This window comes from Egbenema bharatensis FJBBOT/2019 (assembly GCF_048077055.1).
GTDB classification, from domain to species: Bacteria; Cyanobacteriota; Cyanobacteriia; order Elainellales; family Elainellaceae; genus Egbenema; species Egbenema bharatensis.
In genome coordinates this window covers 2,414,677-2,431,804 of record NZ_CP182236.1, presented here as the reverse complement: position 1 = coordinate 2,431,804, position 17,128 = coordinate 2,414,677, and the positions used below count along the sequence as shown (strand labels likewise).

Sequence of the window (17,128 nt, the reverse complement as noted above, 5' to 3'; positions counted from 1 at the left end):
TCAATTCCTACAAACTATCTCCTCAAACTGAATGTTCGTTTCAGTTTCGTTCGCCATTTCAGATCTAAAGTTCAAAATCCAAATCTACCCCTGGCTGTCATGAAGTATTCACCTGTTCTGCTGCTGGGTCTCATGCCCCTTGTCTTCGGCAGCACTGCCCATGCCAAAGATGCCCTGGTCTTCGAGGCTGGCCCAGCCTCTCCGATCGTCGTTCCTCTGGACAAATCCCCTACTCCTCCGATTTCAGCCCTGGACGCTGCTCCTGCGAGGGCATACACTGAGCAAGCGAATTCTCCTGAAAAAGATTTGACTCCCTTTGGTGTCGATCGCTTAAATCAGCCACCCAGCGAAGTTTTCGATCGCCCCTCTGCCTCTGAAGCAGATCCGTCTCTGCCTGCCTTGCCGTTATTTGAACTGCCCCCTTTCCAATCTCCATCCTCCGATCTCCCCGCATCCCATCGACCGCAGCCTGTTTTACCCCCCGCCCCTCCGCCCCTTCCTTCTGAGTCCTCTCCCTTCGCTTTCCCAGAGGACTTGCCGGATGAAGCCCTGTTTGAACCCGAACCAGCCAAGCCTGTCATCGGGTTGGATTTCACGCCACCCCCTGCGAAGGTAGAATCTCCCGATTTCTCAACTCCTCCCGCTGCTCCCACAGATCCCTCGGCAAGGGAACTCAAACTCCCCGAACCGGAAACCGAAGCTGAATCGATCGCTCCACCTCCGCCGGATGCTGCTAGATCACCGGATGCTGCTGGATCAAAGGATGTTTCACTGGATGCGTTGTTTGCTGGGGAGGCAGATTCCCTGGTGGCGATCGCCGTGGGCAGTGCAGAGGGAACCCGAACTCCTCATGGGGGTAAGAATCCAGCCTATTATGGTCATACTGATCCGGGAAATGGCGTGTGGAATTTGGGCAGTTTTTCCTATCAGCATGGTGCTGCCACCCCGGAAGAGGCCGATACCAAGCAGCTCGCCCGTCTGCGTTCCCAGGCTGAAACGATTTTGCGGAAGGCGGCGGCCCAAGGTCTGGTATTGTCCCTGGAGGAAAAACTGAATGGAATTGATCTGGCGAATCAGGCTCCTAAGGCAGTGTTGGATAGTGCTGGGTATGTGGAGTGGCTGGCAGAAGCCCACAAACGCGGCATGACGGGGACTGAGGCAATTCTTTGGGCAAGAGTTCAGTCATTCATTGATCCCCGTACCCAAACCTGGGATGCACCGGGATTAGGCAACAGTGAGTCGCGCATCACCCGCGATCAGGAGCGACGAATGCTAGAAATTGCCAAAGCGATTCAGTCCTATCCTGATCACATCGCCCGATCTCCTCAGCAAACGGGAGCCGATCGCAATCAGGTGAGCCATCGTTGGTTGACTGAAGCAGAGGGAATTGCGCGATTATTTGCCCAGCCCTTCACGGCTGCATTAGGGTATGAATCTGACAGACTTTCGTCTAAACCATAGCTTTTTTAAGAGGGCTAGGGGGGATCTAAACAGGGTTTGCGAAGGAGCATGTCACTTTTGTCGCCCTCTCCCTAAATCCCTCTCCCAAAGGGCGAGGGACTTCGATCCGACTCCCTTTCTCCCTGTGGGAGAAGGGGTTGGGGGATGAGGGTCAGACTCGCAAACGTGATATACTCCCGTTTGCGATCTACTGAATTTACATGAATGGGTAGCTCCTGGCGATTTGTTCCAGGGGGCAAATTTTTAGATAAAAAATACTTTACGTGGCATCCACCTCTAGATAGATTAATGGTTTTGAAACTGGGAAAAGTGGCGATCGTTCTGGAATCCTAATTTGTTCTTCCAGGTTGTCATGTATTCTCTTATATTCATCCCTTGTCGGAGGGATTAGCATTCATTTGTGGTTAAGATCGGCTCATTAGTGCGTGAGCTAAGGCCATAGGGAGCATCCAATTGATACAAATTGATCGATTTCCGTAGCGCAGGCATCTTGCCTGCCAATGAACCATAACGTTCTTAGAAGTTTCTAAACAAATTTCATGGAAGAAAAAAACAAATCAGGTGAATGCCCGATATGCACTCGCAGGACATCGCCGTTGTTTTCAGTACCATGTGATTACCGAAAACCATTTAATTCCAGACGCTATGCAATAGATTGGTGTGAAGTGTGTGACTATGGACAGGTCTGGGAAAGACCATCCAGGGCAGAAATCCCAGGTTTTTATCAACTGGAAAACTACTACACTCACAATTCTCAATCAACCAGTCAACTTCAACCGCGAAAAACATTTTTCGATCGATTAAGAGCACATCTATCCTACCGTTTCGATCGGGGCGAACCTTTAACCCCCGATGATGCCCTATCTCTGCTTGAAGGCGATAGCTTGACAATCTGTGAAATTGGTTGCGGCAACGGCGGGAACTTACTGCAGTTCATGAAGCAAGGTTTTTCTGGAGTCGGCGTTGAGCCTGATCCGTGTGCCAGAGATGCGGCTAAGAAATCCGGTATGCTGGTTTTTCAAGGAACGGCTGAGGAACTTCCTGAAGAGGTTTTGGAGCCTAAATTTGATGTAGTTTTGATGTCCCATGTTTTGGAACATTGTCTCGATATTAATGCTGCGGTTTCTAATGCTAAACGTATTTTAAAGCAGGGTGGTATCTTCATCGTTGAAACGCCCAATTGTCATTCCCGTGGTTTCAAAAGTTATCAGGGAGAATGGCCGTGGTCAGACATTCCTCGACATCTTAACTTCTTTACCCCCTCTAGCCTGAATTTAATCCTCACTAAATACGGTTTCAGCGTAGCAAAAACAAAGTACGATGGCTTTTTCAGGCAATTTACCAATACATGGCTAGAGAATGAAGCAGAGATCTGGCAATCCTTTGCCCATTATGACTCAAAGCGAGATTCACCGCCAAACTTCAAGCTGCGCGCCTGGAAATTGCTGCTGAAGTCGGTGTTGTCATCTAAAGCAATGAAATACGATTCCATCCGACTCATTGCGATCAATTCATAGGTCTCGCATCAACAGTGTCCCCCTGATTGTCGATCGCACAGTAGCCCAGTAGAGATAAGGTGAGTTAGAATCCGGATTATTTCAACATGGACTGAAGATTGAAAAAACAGGAGGATCAGTCATGTTGAACCAGGAAATACTGTACCCAACCAGTACTTCGATTCGGAATCTGCCGATTAATCTAAATCCGCAAGATTTAGAATTATTTGACCATGAACTAAAAAGGATCATTCCTGCAACTACATTACTTTACCTAAAAGATATTACCGTTAATCCAGATGGCTTACTGGTGTGTGGCAGCGAAATCTTACCACAGTCATTTCCATCTCCACGATTTATGGATTCCTGGAAAGGAATCAGAGGTAAGTTGAAGCTGTGGTTTAAAAATTTCTTATCCAGTCATCGATCGATCGATCGTGAAGTCTTTTGGGTAACAGATACCTGGAGCCAGGGCTATTTTCATTGGTTGACTGATGCCCTACCTAGATTGTTTATGATTCAGGAAAAACTGGAAAATGCAACTTTATTACTACCCGGTACATATCAAAAGCAGGAATTCATAACGTCTTCTCTAAAACCTTTCTCAATTCAAGCGATCGAATTTGTCCATGAAACTTTTCATTGCAAAGACTTTAAAATTCCTACCCATACAGCACCCACTGGAAACTATAACGAAAGCATTATCAGAGGCTTGAGAAGCCTTTATACTAGCTTTTATCAGCACGAATGCAGTGATCTTAGTTACAGCAAGGTTTATGTTAGTCGAGGTAGAGCGAAAAAAAGGAAAATTGCTAACGAAGCAGAATGTATAGCCGTTCTGGAAGAATACGGCTTCAAAACCATTTACTTTGAAGATTATTCTTTTGAGCAGCAGGTCAAGATTGCTTTAAATGCCCAATACTTGGTTTCAAATCATGGCGCTGGTCTAACCAATATGCTATTTATGAAACCTGGTAGTAGCGTCCTTGAACTGCGTCGAACCAGGGCTGCCCGCCGCAATTGTTACTTTGCTTTGTCCTCCGCTCTGTATTTGAAATATTTTTATCAGCTTTGCAGTTCAGAGAATTTTAATGAGGATACCCATACGGCAAATTTAATCGTGGATTGCCATTTGCTGAGGGAAAACATTGAGCGCATGCTCACCCGTGCCATTGTCTGACCCAATGCCACTGCTAACGATCGCGACGACGATTGCTTTTGCGACTCCTGCCGCGAACGGTTTCAACAATGACAACCATCGATCCCAGGATCACTGCCCCCAGATTTGGAGAGGAAGCGGGACGTTGCCCTGTTCTGGGGGACGCAGGTTCGATCGGATCCCGACGACGGTTAGCCCTATTCTGCGGTGGGGGAGCAGCATCCCGACGACGGCTAGACCCTTGATCTGGTTCAGGTGCCTGTCCTGCCTCCGATTCAGCCACTTCCTTGACATACTCGTTGCGGGGAATTCCCTGTTGCACCCGTCCCTCATCGCTCAGATCCACTGCGATCGGCGCGGGACGAATCCGAGAACCGTACCGACGAGCATAAACCTGGGTAAACTCAGCCCCAAACAGCAAAATTTGTGCGGAATAGAAAACCCAAACCAAAATCACCACCAGTGATCCAGCTGCCCCATAGGCTGAACCAACCGCTGCACTGCCCAGGTAGATGCCGATTAATGTGCGACCGACTGTAAACAGAAAGGCCGTCACTGCTGCGCCGATCCAAACATCTCCCCAGGCAATTTCTACATCAGGTAACACCCGGTATATCAAGGCAAACAGCAGGGTAATGACACCAAAGGAAATGGCAAAGTTGGCCAGTTCCCAGAGCGCAGATAATCCAGGCGCTACGTCAGTCATGTAAGTTCCGATGCCCGCGACTACTGCACTAATCACCAACGACACCAGCAGTAGAAATGCAATGACCAGCACCATCCCAAAGGAGAGAAAGCGCGATCGAATGAAGTAGGCAATGCCGCGTCCGGGTCTGGGGGCAACCTCCCAAATGGTATTCAGGGCATCCTGTAACTGACCAAAAACACCCGATGCACCAATCAGTAGCGTAACGATTCCCAACACAGTAGCAAACACACCGCCTTCAACTTGATCGGCATTGGTGATCATCGTTTCAATGGCGGCAGCCCCCTCCTGTCCCACCAAGCCCTGAATCTGTCCAACAATTTGCCCCCTGGCAGCATCTTCTCCAAAAAAAATTGCCGCAACCGAAATGGCAATGACAAGCAATGGCGCGAGGGAAAAGACGGTGAAGTAGGATAAAGCTGCGGCCAAGCGGGGAACTTTATCTTCCATCCACTCGGAGAAAGTTTCTTTCAGTAATGGGAAAAATGCGGAGACTTTCATGGCTGCAAATTCGGGGTGACTTAATGACGTGGGATAACCAGGAGCTTGCCTGAAGGTATCAAACTCTCTGGGGTTCGTGCGTCTCTCTGTGGAAGGAATATTGCTAGTGTTGTAGATAATCTCCCTAAGAAATGCGAACTGAATAATCTGGAATTCTTGTGGGGTGGGCAGCGTTTCGACTGAGCTCAAGCCGAAGTCTTGCCCGCCCAGTCAGCGAGGTAAAATGTTGCCCAAGTTGTTTGGTCCATTATCCTAAGGATGTAACGTTCTATTGAAGGTTCTATTGATCGTTGAGTGGCACTGAATGAGGGCTGGTGGGCGGTGCCCACCCTACTTTTACTTTGGAGAATTGGTGTCGTTCTGGGTAATGCTCGATCAACTCAAATCATCCGAGTCAAGATAAAGAATAATTCACATCAGTAATCTAATCAGTAATCTAATTATTTAATAGTTCATTCTCAGAATGATTCGCATTTTGAATCTTATAAAATCCCTTATTCTGAGTCAGCCAATTGATCGATTATTCCGATTCAAGATACCAAAGTATGAACGAGTTAGACCCCGGCAGCAATATACCCACCTTTCGTAGTGCAGGTTGCCAGTCTGCGTGGGCAGGATGTCCGCTCTACGGTTGCCAAGGATCATGGATTAAACAACCTGTAAAGCGTTTTACATTGCTGACTGGGCGGGCAAGATTCCCATCCCACAAGAATTCCAGATTATTCAGTTCGCATTCCTAACTTCCCACCCGCTTCTACTGGACTGGACTTACCCTGGCCCGATACAGCAACGTTTCACCCTGCCGATATCCTGTAAACCGCACCCGCACCCGATCGCCTGCCTGGACATGACCAGCCATGAGTTGATGCAGTTGAGGGTCGTAGGGAACTTCCGCTCCTACGGCTGCGATCGATTCAATCCCCCACGCCTGCATCAGTTGTTCGATCGGGCGCATAAAGATCAGAAAGTTTTTCGCCGGAAACTGGGGATTCTGTTGCGCTGCATAAACCAGACTGGGAAACTGAATCAGCCAGGATTCTAAAATTTGCAGGGTAGTTTGCTGAAACGATCGCTGGAGTTCCTCTGCCTGTCGTTCGAGTTGAGCCTGAAGGCGATCGTACTCTTGCCGCAGTGCGTCTGAGTTAGATTCTGAGATAGATTCTGAGTTGGTTTCTAAGTTGGATTCTGAGCTAGATTCTGCGTTGGATGGCGTGTCGGAAACGGTGACTGCCGGACTGGAGGAAACGACGGTTTCGGGGGGGAGTTCTGCGAAAGTCTGAATTAATTCTGCAAGGGAGATCTGCAAAGCTTGACTCAATCGCGCCAACGCTTCCACTCGCATCTGAGCTGCTTTACCCCGTCGTAATTGTTCCACCTGCCATTCGGAAACTTCCGCCGATCGACTCAAGGCCCGAAAACTGGGAATTTCCGCCTGCTGCATTAGCGATCGGAGTATGGCTGTTTTGTGTTGTTTAATAGACAAGCTCTGACCCTAGCTACAAACGCTTACGAAATTCATCTGCCCGCTTCTCCAATAAAACCATAAAAAAGCCATCCATATCCTGCTGATGGGGCAACACCTTGATCCAGTTGCGCGTCGGGGGCGAGTCGTCCGCAGGCGAACCAATAACAGGAGAACCAATAAACTGAGCGGCAGGATGGTCAGAGGGAATCGGTTTGATCTGCCAGTCAGAATGGTCAGTCAAAAATCGATCGACGACGGCCTCATTTTCGGCGGGATGAAGGGTACAGGTGGCATAGACCATTACACCATCAGGTTTAACCCAGGTCGCAGCTTGGTTCAATAGCTCGGTTTGCAGTTGGGCGAGTTCCTGCACCGTTTCAGGGGTTTGTCGCCAACGGGCATCAGCATGGCGATGAAGCGTGCCTAAGCCAGAGCAGGGGGCATCCACCAGAACGCGATCGGCAGTGTTTCTGAACTGCGGTAGATCTCGACTATCTCCGGTGCAGATTTGGATTGAATTCAACTGGAGCCGTTCTGCATTTGCGGTCAGCTTTTTTAATCGAGAGGGATAGCGATCGCAGCCCCACACCGTTCCCTGATCCTGCATTAACTCGGCCAGATGGGTCGTTTTACCGCCCGGAGCGGCACAAGCATCAATCACCACCTCGCCGGGTTGCGGATTGAGCAAATGGCTGACCAACTGGGCACTGCTGTCCTGCACTGTCCACCAACCCTCAGTAAATCCTGGCAGTCGATCGATCGCCCCAACCCCTTTCTCTAATCGTAATGCCTGCGGCAAACCTGCAATCCGCTTGACCTCCACCCCTGCCGCCTGCATCGCCTGTTCCACCTGCGCGATCGAGGTTTTCAGTGGATTGATCCGCAAATCAATCTGAGGCGGTTGATTCAGCCACATACACAACTGCTCGGCATCCTCCCAACCAAACTGCTCCACCCACAGCTCAACCATCCAATCGGGATAGCTCTGTTCGATCGCCAATTGAGTGATGCGACTGGTTGTATCCCACTGGAGGGGAGATTCCCTGGAAGCAATCTGCCGCCCATAGTTTCGCAAGACACCATTCACAAAGCCTGCTAATCCCTTGAACCCATTCTGCTTGGTCAGTTCCACCGTTGTATCCACCGCAGCCGAAGCGGGGATGTGATTTAAATAACGGAGCTGATACAGTCCCAAATGCAGGATTAACCGTAGATCCGGCGGCTGTTGATGGGATTTTTTCTTAGCAAGCCGATCGATCAAAGCATCCAGCGTCCGCTGCCGTCGCACACTGCCATAGACCAACTCCGTTACCAACCGCCGATTGCCTTCCGGTCGAAGACTGTCGATCGCTTCCAGGGACGTTTGCCGCAAGACGCGATCGAGGGCAACATCAGCATAGGCTCCCCGTTGAATCGCGCGGAGGGCGTTGAGGGCAAGTTGGCGAGGGTTGGTCGGTGCGGGCATGGGGAATGGGGAGTAGGGAGTGGGGAGTGGGGAGTGGGGAGGGGAGTGGGGAGGGGAGGAAAATGTGAGCGTGCTGAGTACCAGTTACCGATCCCCAACGACATAGTCTTTGCCCCGTTGCGGTTGTCCCCACATCACCTGCTCCTGCTTATAAATGGCCATGCCCGGTTTTGCGCCCTTGGGTTTGTAGACGAGCTTAGGTTGGGTGTAAACGACTGGAGCCTGATCGCTCTGACGGGCGCGGCTGTAGTAGGCGGCCAGATCGGCGGTAAACTGCAAATCAGCTTCATCGGCAACAGCTCCCGGATCGAGGCGCAACAGGACGTGGCTACCGGGAATTTCCTGGGTGTGGAACCAGAGGTCGTAGTCGGTGGCGAGGCGAAAGGTGAGCTGATCGTTCTGGCGATTGTTGCGACCAATCCAAATTTCAAAGCCGCTGGGACTCTGGTATTTGAGAAAATTAGTGGTGGGGTCAGAATTCGGGTTGCGGTATCGTTGCTCTGGATCTTCCAGATAGCCTTGCTGAATCAGTTCATCCCGGACTTCCGTGAGGGCAGTCAGGTCATCGGCGTTACGGTAATCATCCAACTGCCCGATCGCCACTTCTACCTGCTCCAGATAATCAATTTCTGCCTGCACATCGGCCAGCAATGGCTCCAGGGCGGTGCGCGATCGTTTTAACTTCTGATGCCGTTTGTAAAGGGCCTGGGCATTCTGCACGGCATTTTTTTCGGGATTCAGGGGAATGGTCACGGGTTTTGTAGTGGCAAAATCCGGCAGTTCAATCTGCTTCATCCCTGGCTGCCATTCATGCAGATAGGCCATCAACAAATCCGCCTGTTCCCGGTAGCGATCGGCATCATCCGACTGAGTTAATCGACTGCGAAAATCATTAGCCTTGACGTACAGCTTTTTGAGTAGATTTGTGAGCTTTTGACTGAGTTGATGGCGCAGTTGCCCAAATACTTGCTGATTCAGGCGATCGCTATAGTAACGGTGGAGTAATTGCTGAACGGACTCTTCGGGTTTCACTGCGCCCCAACCCATTACCGTATAGCCCCCCTCCGGCCACCATCCGGGCTGAAATCCTTGGCCTGCTTCCAGAACCCGCAGCCATTCCTGCCAGCGATCGAACAATCTGGCCCAGTCCTCTGCCTTCAAATGATCGGTCGATTGCTCTGGCTCCAGTCCAGCAACCTGAATCATGGATAGAACCAGAGCTGAACTCAGCCCCCGATAGGTTTTGAGCAGGTTACGCTTTAAGGCTCCTGGCACCAGTCCAACTCGCTCTTGCCAGCGTTCCTGGCTTTCCTCCAGGGTTGGACTCGGATCCGTTAAAGCGGGCGGTAGGTCGTAGGGTTGCCCCGTTTGAATAGTACGGACGCTAGACTGTTGGTGACTCACCTGATGGGCAGCAGTGACAACCAGGTTGTTCTGATTCGTCAAAATGGCATTGCTGTACTTGCCCATAATTTCGATATACAAGTGCCACAGCACCGGATCACCAGGACGACGGGCAAATTGAAGATCAGCAACCCTTTCCCAGGGAGCGATCGGCTGAATGGCCACCAGGGCTAATCCCCCCAACTGATGCCGGAGTTGCTGGCTAAAGGTAAAGGTATCTGGGGTGCGCGGGGGAGCCTCTCCCAAACAAAACCGGGCAGCCTGGGGATGCCAGGAGATCGTTAACCAACCACGCTGGGACAACGTTCGCAGGCTGAGGCTAATGGAATGGCGATCGAGTTGGTAAACCTGTTCCAATCGTGCCGGAATCCAGTCTAAGCGCAACTCTGAACAAGCTGCTGTGAAAGTTGTGAAGTCTACGGGTTGCATTGGCTTGTTGGTCAAAATTTTTGTCGATAACATTGAAAATAAGACGTTATTGGCTCCCGCTGGCTGGGTGATTTAGATCACATGATGGATATAAAGCTGGTTAATATCGGTTTTGGCAACATCGTATCTGCCAACCGAGTCATTGCCATTGTCAGCCCGGAGTCCGCTCCGATTAAGCGGATCATTGGCGATGCAAGAGAGCGTGGGCAGCTAGTGGATGCAACCTATGGGCGGCGTACCAGAGCCGTAATCATTACTGATTCGGGTCATGTTGTCCTTTCGGCAATTCAACCTGAAACGGTTGCAAATCGATTCGTTGTTACTAAGGATGGGCATGGAGACTAAAAGAGTGCGATGGTGTAGTACAGGGTGATCAAATTTGACTCTTTCGCGTTGACCGTTCAAAGCTACTCATTCAGGGTTGGCGGGCAGGTTCAAATTTGCCGTGCTGTGATTTGTCCAAGTCGCTTACTTTCTATCCTGAATGTATTTAGCCACAATGGGCAAAACTGAGAAGCCATTCTCCTGGGCTTGCCTTCATTCACCTAACTTCGTCCTTCTCACAGCATCTGCCCTCAATCCATGCACTCTCTCCCCTTTGGCAAGGTATACTAAATCACAATTCGTACTACTGGCACATCTGAGCAGCGATTCAATTGAGCGATCGTTCATCGATCGCAGCCCCAGTCAGGAAAAACTGAGTAAACCCACAACCGATCCAAAGTCATGGCAACAGGCAATCTCATTGTACTCACCGGCCCCAGTGGCGTAGGGAAGGGAACGATTCTTCGATCGCTCCTACAACGCCATCCCGATCTCTATCTTTCCACCTCTGTGACCACTCGCACCCCCCGTCCTGGAGAAGTTCATGGGAAGCATTACTATTTTGTGACTCGTGCCGAATTCGATCGCATGGTGGTGAACAACGAACTGTTGGAATGGGCGGAGTTTGCAGGCAATTGTTATGGAACTCCGCGTCGTCCGGTGGAAGAACAAATCCGGCGAGGTCGATGGGTAGTGTTGGAAATTGAGTTAGAAGGGGCAAGGCAAATTCGGCGCACGTTCCCAGAAGCTCTGCGCATTTTTATCCTGCCTCCCTCCATGCCGGAACTGGAATATCGCCTTCGCAGTCGCGGGCAAGATTCAGAAGAAGCCATCACTCGTCGCCTAAAACGGGCTCAGGCGGAGGTTGATGCGGCAGATGAGTTTGATATTCAGGTGATTAATGATGACCTGGATAAGGCTCTGGAGCGCATTGAAACCGTTTTGTTTGCTCCGGTTGGAGTTTGAGCTTTACTTTGACCTTCAAGCCAACTAGATAAATGGACAGGGGCGATCGGGCGGTCGTCCCTTTTGTTTTGAGGAACCCGACAAAAAAGAGGGGTAATGGACGATCGATTCACTGATCGCCCACTACCCACTACCCACTACCGATTACCCATTACCACCCTACTGCACCGGACTTAAAACCTTCTCCTCCACCGCATTCGGATTGGCTTCAGGGGAGTCGGCTTCAGACGGCGGAACCACCTGCCAGAACTTGGGTAGGTATTCCGTCCACTGCTCCAGAATTTGCTTTGCCCGCTGGCTTTGGGTGCGATCGAAGTGGGTCTGAATCAAGTCTTTCAACTGAGCTTCTCCAGCAGGAGTCACCACCCGTTGGACTTTGACAATTTCCGGGTTGACCTTAGTGGGGAAGCTGCCGTCTTCATCCAGGAAGTAGGCTAAACCGCCCGTCATTCCGGCTCCCACGTTGCGTCCAGCCCGACCCAGCACCACAACCACACCGCCAGTCATGTACTCGCAGCAGTGATCCCCGGCTCCTTCAATCACCGCCTGCCCCTTAGAGTTCCGTACGGCAAACCGTTCACCCGCCTGCCCATTGGCAAACAGGATGCCGCCCGTGGCTCCGTAGAGGCAAGTATTACCAATGATCACGTTTTCCGCTGGGTCGTAGGTCGCTTCCGGGAGGGGCTTGATAATAATCTCGCCACCGTGCATTCCCTTACCGACATAATCATTGGACTCGCCTTCCAGGTTGAGAATCATTCCTGGCAGAATAAAGGCTCCAAAGCTTTGTCCGGCTGATCCCTTCAGGTTGAGGGTAATTTGTCCCTGAAAGCCCGTATTGCCGTACTGCTTGGCGATCGCCCCAGACACCCGCGCCCCCACAGAGCGATCGGTGTTGACCAGCCGATAGGTTTTGCTGAGCGTGCCCTGCTGCTGAATTGCGGTCTGAATTTCCGCATCCGCCAGAATCTCGTCATCCAGCACGGCTCCATTACTATGAACCGCCTCATGGTCAAGCCAACCGCGATCGGTACGGGTATCGGGCAGGTTGATCAGACAATCCAAATTCAGGGATTGAGTCTTGGTGAACTGCACACCTTCCCGCGGTTTCAGCAGATCCGATCGCCCAATGACCTGATTCAGCGACTTATAACCCAGACGCGCCAAAAGGGAGCGCACCTCTTCCGCAATGAAGTAGAAGAAGTTGACCACGTGTTCCGGAGTTCCGGTAAAACGTTGCCGCAGTTTTTCCTGCTGCGTCGCCACCCCGACCGGGCAGTTGTTGGTGTGGCAAATCCGCGCCATAATGCAGCCTTCCGCAATCATGGCGATCGAGCCAAAGCCGAACTCCTCTGCGCCCATCAGAGCCGCCATCACAATATCCCAGCCCGTTTTCAAACCACCATCGGCCCGCAGAATCACCCGATCGCGCAACTCATTCTGCATCAACACCCGATGCACTTCGGTCAGCCCCAATTCCCAGGGCACACCCGCGTGTTTAATCGAGCTGAGGGGAGAAGCCCCCGTCCCGCCATCGTGCCCCGAAATCTGGATAATATCAGCATTGGCCTTGGCAACCCCTGCTGCCACTGTTCCGATGCCCACTTCCGACACCAGCTTCACTGACACCTTAGCGACTGGATTGATCTGGTGCAAATCAAAAATGAGCTGCGCCAAATCTTCGATCGAGTAAATGTCGTGGTGGGGAGGAGGGGAAATCAGCGTCACCCCAGGCTTCGATCGCCGCAGCATGGCAATGTAGGGACTGACCTTCTTACCGGGCAACTGTCCCCCTTCACCGGGTTTCGCCCCCTGAGCAATCTTAATTTCAAGCTGCTTGGCGTTCATCAGGTACTCTGGAGTCACGCCAAACCGCCCAGAGGCAATTTGCTTAATCGCAGAGCTGGCCGTATCTCCATTCCTCAGTCCCTTCAGGTGAGCCAGGGTGGGAGAATTTCCGGCTTCATCCACATCCTCCAGCACCCGGAAGCGCACCGGATCTTCGCCGCCTTCCCCAGAGTTGGACTTACCGCCAATCCGGTTCATGGCAATCGCCAGGGTCTCATGGGCCTCACGGGACAGGCCCCCAGGGACATGCCCCCCGTACAGAACCGCGTCATGATCTCCTCAACGGGTTCCACTTCCTCAATTGGGATGGAGGGGCGATCGCTGTTGAGATCCAGCAAGTCCCGCAGGGCAGTCAGCGGACGCTGTTGCAGATATTGCTGATACAGTTCGTAGTGGTCGTAGCTCTTGTTGGAAACGGCTTTGTGCAAGTACTTCGCCATTTCGGGGCTGTTCATGTGGTACTCGCCCCCTGGCTTGTAGTTAAAGAAGCCAAAGTTCTCCAGTTTTTTGGTGGTCAACTCTGGGAATGCCCGCTGGTGAGTCGAAACAATTTCCTGGGCCAACTCCGCTACGGTCAACCCCCCTAACCGAGAAGCGGTTCCCTGAAAGGCCAGATGCAGCAGATCCGAACCAATGCCGATCGCCTCAAAGATTTGCGCCCCCTGATAGCTGGACAGTAGGGAAATGCCCATCTTGGAGAGAATCTTCAGCAAACCGGCTTCTACTGCCTTGCGGTAGTTGTACTGCGCTCCCTCCAGGCTATTCCTAGTAATTCTGCCCGTTTCCATCAGCTTCTGAGTCTTGGTATCGCCCCACCAGTGGCGCACCGTTTCCCAAACTAAGTAGGGACAAATCGCACTGGCTCCATAGCCCAGCAAACAGGCAAAGTGATGCGTACTCCAGCATTGAGCCGTATCCACCACCAGGGAAGCCTGCATCCGCAAGCCCTGACGAATCAGGTGATGGTGAACTGCTCCTACCGCGACTAAGGGGGGAATGTAGCTGTACTCCTGGCTCAGTTCATTTGGTTCACCCGTTTGGCTTAACCGATGGTCTTCGACCCGCCGTAGGCGATCGCTCAGGATCAAAATCTTCTTGCCTTCCCGCACGGCAGCGGTTGCCTGCTGACAGAGGGTGTTGATCGCGTGTTGCAGTCCGTCGGGACCATCGGCAATTTTAAATAGGGTGGAAAGGCTGGCGGTAGCAAAGTCCGACTGGCGGATATAGTCCAACTCTCCATCGTTGAGTACAGGGGAGTCCAGCTTCAGCAAATGGGCAGACTCCGGCTTGGCATCCAGCAAATTGCCCCGTTCCCCAAGCTGAATCGACAGCGACATCACCAAACTTTCCCGCAGAGGGTCGATCGCCGGATTCGTCACCTGGGCAAAGCGTTGCTTGAAGTAGTCGTACAGCAGTCGGGGCTTGGTGGAGAGCACCGCCAGAGGAATATCATCCCCCATGCAGAAGGTTGGCTCCTTACCCTGAGCCGCCATCTCCTGAATGATCATCTCCACATCTTCCGTGGTGTAGCCAAAAGCAGTTTGCTGCCGAAGCAACACCTCAGGGGCGATCGACTGGCTCTCAGCGAAGGGTTGAGGAGGCAGATTTTGGCGATGGGCTTGCAGCCATTCCCCATAGGGACGCTCGCTGGCAACCCGCTGTTTAATCTCCCAATTTCTCAGTACTTCATGGTTTTCCAGGTCGATCGCAATCATCTGCCCCGGACCCAGTCTGCCTTTTTCAATAATTTCGGCTTCTGGCAGGTCAACGACACCTGCTTCTGAACCCACTACCACCAAACCATCGCGGGTAATGCAGTAACGAGCTGGGCGCAGTCCATTGCGATCGAGGGTTGCCCCTACCAATTTGCCATCGCTGAACGCCAGCAGCGCCGGGCCATCCCAGGGTTCCTGAATGCCGCTGTAGTATTCGTAAAAGTCCACGATTTCAGGGTGATTGACCAGATCAGGCTGATTCTGGTACGCCTCTGGAACCATAATCATCATGGCTTCCAGGGGACGACGACCCGACTGCACCAGCAACTCCATCGCACTGTCCAGGTTGGCTGAATCACTTTTCTCAGGGTCAACGATCGGCTTCAAATCCGCCAGGCTCTCACCCCACAGGGGATGCTCCAAGTCAGCCTCCCGCGCCACCATCCAGTTGATATTGCCCAACAGCGTATTAATCTCACCGTTATGCCCCAGGAAGCGCATCGGCTGGGCCAGGGGCCACTTCGGCATGGTGTTGGTGCTAAAGCGACGGTGATACACCGCAAAGGCAGTGGTATAAACCGGATTGGTTAAGTCTTCGTAGAACGTGCCCAACACCTCCGATCGCACCATACCCTTATAGACGATTGTGCGGTTGGAAAAAGAGCAGATATAAAAGTCTTGCAGTCCAGGAAAGGAAGCCGTCGCCAAAACGGCCTTCTCAATCCGCTTCCGGGTCAGGTACAGCAACCGTTCCAGGGCTTCTCCTTGCTCTGAGGACTGGACAATCACCTGCTCGATCTGGGGCTGATTCTCCTTCGCCTGCCGTCCTAATACAGATGGCTTAACTGGAACCGATCGCCAGCCCAAAACTTGCAGGCTTGCCTCTGCCAGCACCCGCTCCACTGCTTGACGGGCAACTGCGGCATCCGCTTCAGCCTGGGGCAAAAACAGCATCCCTACCCCCATCTGCATCGTTTCTGGAAGCATCGTCCCCTGCTCGGTCAACCAACCCCCGATCAACTCCCAGGGAATTGCCGTCATCAACCCTGCCCCATCACCCGAATCCTGATCGGCACTGCAACCGCCCCGATGTTCCATACAGGTGGCCGCAGCCAACGCCTTCGCAACCAGATCATGGCTGGCCCGTCCATGCAGATCGGCAATCACCCCGACCCCACAGGCATCTCGCTCTTCCACCAACCACCGTTGCCCAGCGTATCCTTGATCCAAATTCCGATGATGCAGCATATTCTGGTTCACGCTTCCACGACTCCCATGCAGTAAATTCAACTCAAATTCAACTCAAAAAAAGATTTGCTTCTATTCCCCAAGATTCCAGTTCAGGAAAATTTGCCCTGGTTTACAGTCTCTAGCTCACAGCCTCTTTCAGCTTTGTCCCTTTCAACCTGCCCCTTGCAAACCCGCCTGCTTTCATCCCCTCTCCCCTCTCCACTTCTCTCATCTTTGCCCCTAACCTCTCCAAATCCTACTGGGCGAGTTGTATTAAAAAATACATTTTGTCCTCTCAACAGCGGTTCTCTATCATTCCAGGCTTCAACCCCTCTACACAAGGCTCTCGGCAGTTTGCAGAGCAGCATTTCAACGGTGAGCAAATAAGAGCGAATAAGGATGATGGCTTGAAGCAGGATAGAGTGAGAATTTTATAGAAACTGACTGGGCTTGGCAATCCCTCAAGGGTTTGGCAGTAAAGGCTTTTTCCTTGATCTTGACAAACCGCCTGATCTTGCTGATCTTGACCAACCGACTCAACGATCGCTCCAGCCTCTTCTATGAGGTGCGCCTGATTGCTCCTACTCCAAACTACGTCCAGGCTGACATGGCCCTTGTGCTGACATGATCCTTACGACAATGCTTGAGTAGTGGCGCGATCGGTAGTCGATTACACCATTCCTGGCGTGTTTTGCTCATCGATTCACATCAATTCTACAAATTTATTATTTCTATACCCATACAATTATGAAGCTAAATTCACACTTCTTGGGTAGCTAGGGCAACCATTTTGTCAGGACTGGTTTGAAACGGACAAGCCAGGGGCGATTGGCAAAACTCCAGGAATTCCTGTAAGTTCTTGATTACGCAATCCTAACCAGAGATTACGCAATTAACAGAATAACAACATTTTGTGAACAATTGACGGTTGATTTGGTTGGGGTGGGGAATGCTGGAAA

10 protein-coding genes and 1 pseudogene are annotated in these 17,128 nt (G+C 51.6%); 6 read left to right on the top strand and 5 right to left on the bottom strand.

Features of this window, described 5'->3' with window-relative positions; all coding sequences use genetic code 11:
- The first annotated feature begins 99 nt into the window (after positions 1 to 99).
- The 3 genes from ACM1PF_RS11295 to ACM1PF_RS11285 all read left to right on the top strand — a co-directional run bounded on the left by ACM1PF_RS11295 (position 100) and on the right by ACM1PF_RS11285 (position 4,137).
- Positions 100 to 1,461: a hypothetical protein gene (locus tag ACM1PF_RS11295; protein ID WP_416674568.1), complete on the top strand. Its 1,362-nt coding sequence runs from the start codon at positions 100 to 102 to the stop codon at positions 1,459 to 1,461.
- Positions 1,462 to 2,000: 539 nt separating this feature from the next.
- The gene (locus ACM1PF_RS11290) at positions 2,001 to 2,978 is read left to right on the top strand and encodes a class I SAM-dependent methyltransferase (protein WP_416674567.1); all 978 of its coding nucleotides are present in this window, start codon (positions 2,001 to 2,003) and stop codon (positions 2,976 to 2,978) included.
- Positions 2,979 to 3,099: 121 nt separating this feature from the next.
- Positions 3,100 to 4,137, top strand: a complete 1,038-nt coding sequence (locus tag ACM1PF_RS11285; protein WP_416674566.1) for a glycosyltransferase family 61 protein — start codon at positions 3,100 to 3,102, stop codon at positions 4,135 to 4,137.
- Positions 4,138 to 4,150: 13 nt separating this feature from the next.
- Here the strand turns inward: ACM1PF_RS11285 and ACM1PF_RS11280 are convergent, their stop codons facing one another.
- From ACM1PF_RS11280 to ACM1PF_RS11265, 4 genes are all read right to left on the bottom strand, one after another.
- On the bottom strand, positions 4,151 to 5,323 hold the full coding sequence (locus ACM1PF_RS11280) for a YihY/virulence factor BrkB family protein (RefSeq protein WP_416674565.1): 1,173 nt from the start codon (positions 5,321 to 5,323) through the stop codon (positions 4,151 to 4,153).
- A gap of 754 nt (positions 5,324 to 6,077) precedes the next feature.
- Entirely contained in the window at positions 6,078 to 6,806 is a 729-nt protein-coding gene (locus ACM1PF_RS11275; protein ID WP_416674564.1) for a helix-turn-helix domain-containing protein, read from the bottom strand.
- A gap of 13 nt (positions 6,807 to 6,819) precedes the next feature.
- Positions 6,820 to 8,253 (bottom strand): 16S rRNA (cytosine(967)-C(5))-methyltransferase, encoded by a 1,434-nt coding sequence (locus ACM1PF_RS11270; protein WP_416674563.1) that lies wholly within the window; start codon positions 8,251 to 8,253, stop codon positions 6,820 to 6,822.
- Positions 8,254 to 8,337: 84 nt separating this feature from the next.
- A complete protein-coding gene (locus ACM1PF_RS11265; protein WP_416674562.1) occupies positions 8,338 to 10,086 on the bottom strand; it encodes an Rqc2 family fibronectin-binding protein in 1,749 nt (582 codons plus the stop codon).
- 84 nt (positions 10,087 to 10,170) lie between these two features.
- Here ACM1PF_RS11265 and remA point away from each other — a divergent pair, with 84 nt between their 5' ends.
- Both remA and gmk read left to right on the top strand, forming a co-directional pair.
- On the top strand, positions 10,171 to 10,431 hold the full coding sequence (gene remA / locus ACM1PF_RS11260; protein WP_416676625.1) for an extracellular matrix/biofilm regulator RemA: 261 nt from the start codon (positions 10,171 to 10,173) through the stop codon (positions 10,429 to 10,431).
- 381 nt (positions 10,432 to 10,812) lie between these two features.
- On the top strand, positions 10,813 to 11,376 hold the full coding sequence (gene gmk, locus ACM1PF_RS11255) for a guanylate kinase (protein WP_416674561.1): 564 nt from the start codon (positions 10,813 to 10,815) through the stop codon (positions 11,374 to 11,376).
- A 159-nt stretch (positions 11,377 to 11,535) separates the two neighbouring features.
- Here gmk and gltB read toward each other — a convergent pair.
- Positions 11,536 to 16,187, bottom strand: a pseudogene (gltB, locus tag ACM1PF_RS11250) (glutamate synthase large subunit).
- A gap of 478 nt (positions 16,188 to 16,665) precedes the next feature.
- Here gltB and ACM1PF_RS11245 point away from each other — a divergent pair.
- Positions 16,666 to 16,797, top strand: coding sequence for a hypothetical protein (locus ACM1PF_RS11245; RefSeq protein WP_416674559.1), 132 nt, complete (start codon positions 16,666 to 16,668; stop codon positions 16,795 to 16,797).
- The last annotated feature ends 331 nt before the right edge of the window (positions 16,798 to 17,128 follow it).

Coding starts and splice junctions, on each gene's coding strand:
- ACM1PF_RS11290 (WP_416674567.1), top strand. CDS start 2,001: ATGGAAGAAAAAAACAAATCAGGTGAATGCCCGATATGCACTCGCAGG.
- ACM1PF_RS11265 (WP_416674562.1), bottom strand. CDS start 10,086: ATGCAACCCGTAGACTTCACAACTTTCACAGCAGCTTGTTCAGAGTTG.
- ACM1PF_RS11280 (WP_416674565.1), bottom strand. CDS start 5,323: ATGAAAGTCTCCGCATTTTTCCCATTACTGAAAGAAACTTTCTCCGAG.
- ACM1PF_RS11295 (WP_416674568.1), top strand. CDS start 100: ATGAAGTATTCACCTGTTCTGCTGCTGGGTCTCATGCCCCTTGTCTTC.
- ACM1PF_RS11285 (WP_416674566.1), top strand. CDS start 3,100: ATGTTGAACCAGGAAATACTGTACCCAACCAGTACTTCGATTCGGAAT.
- remA (WP_416676625.1), top strand. CDS start 10,171: ATGGATATAAAGCTGGTTAATATCGGTTTTGGCAACATCGTATCTGCC.
- gmk (WP_416674561.1), top strand. CDS start 10,813: ATGGCAACAGGCAATCTCATTGTACTCACCGGCCCCAGTGGCGTAGGG.
- ACM1PF_RS11270 (WP_416674563.1), bottom strand. CDS start 8,253: ATGCCCGCACCGACCAACCCTCGCCAACTTGCCCTCAACGCCCTCCGC.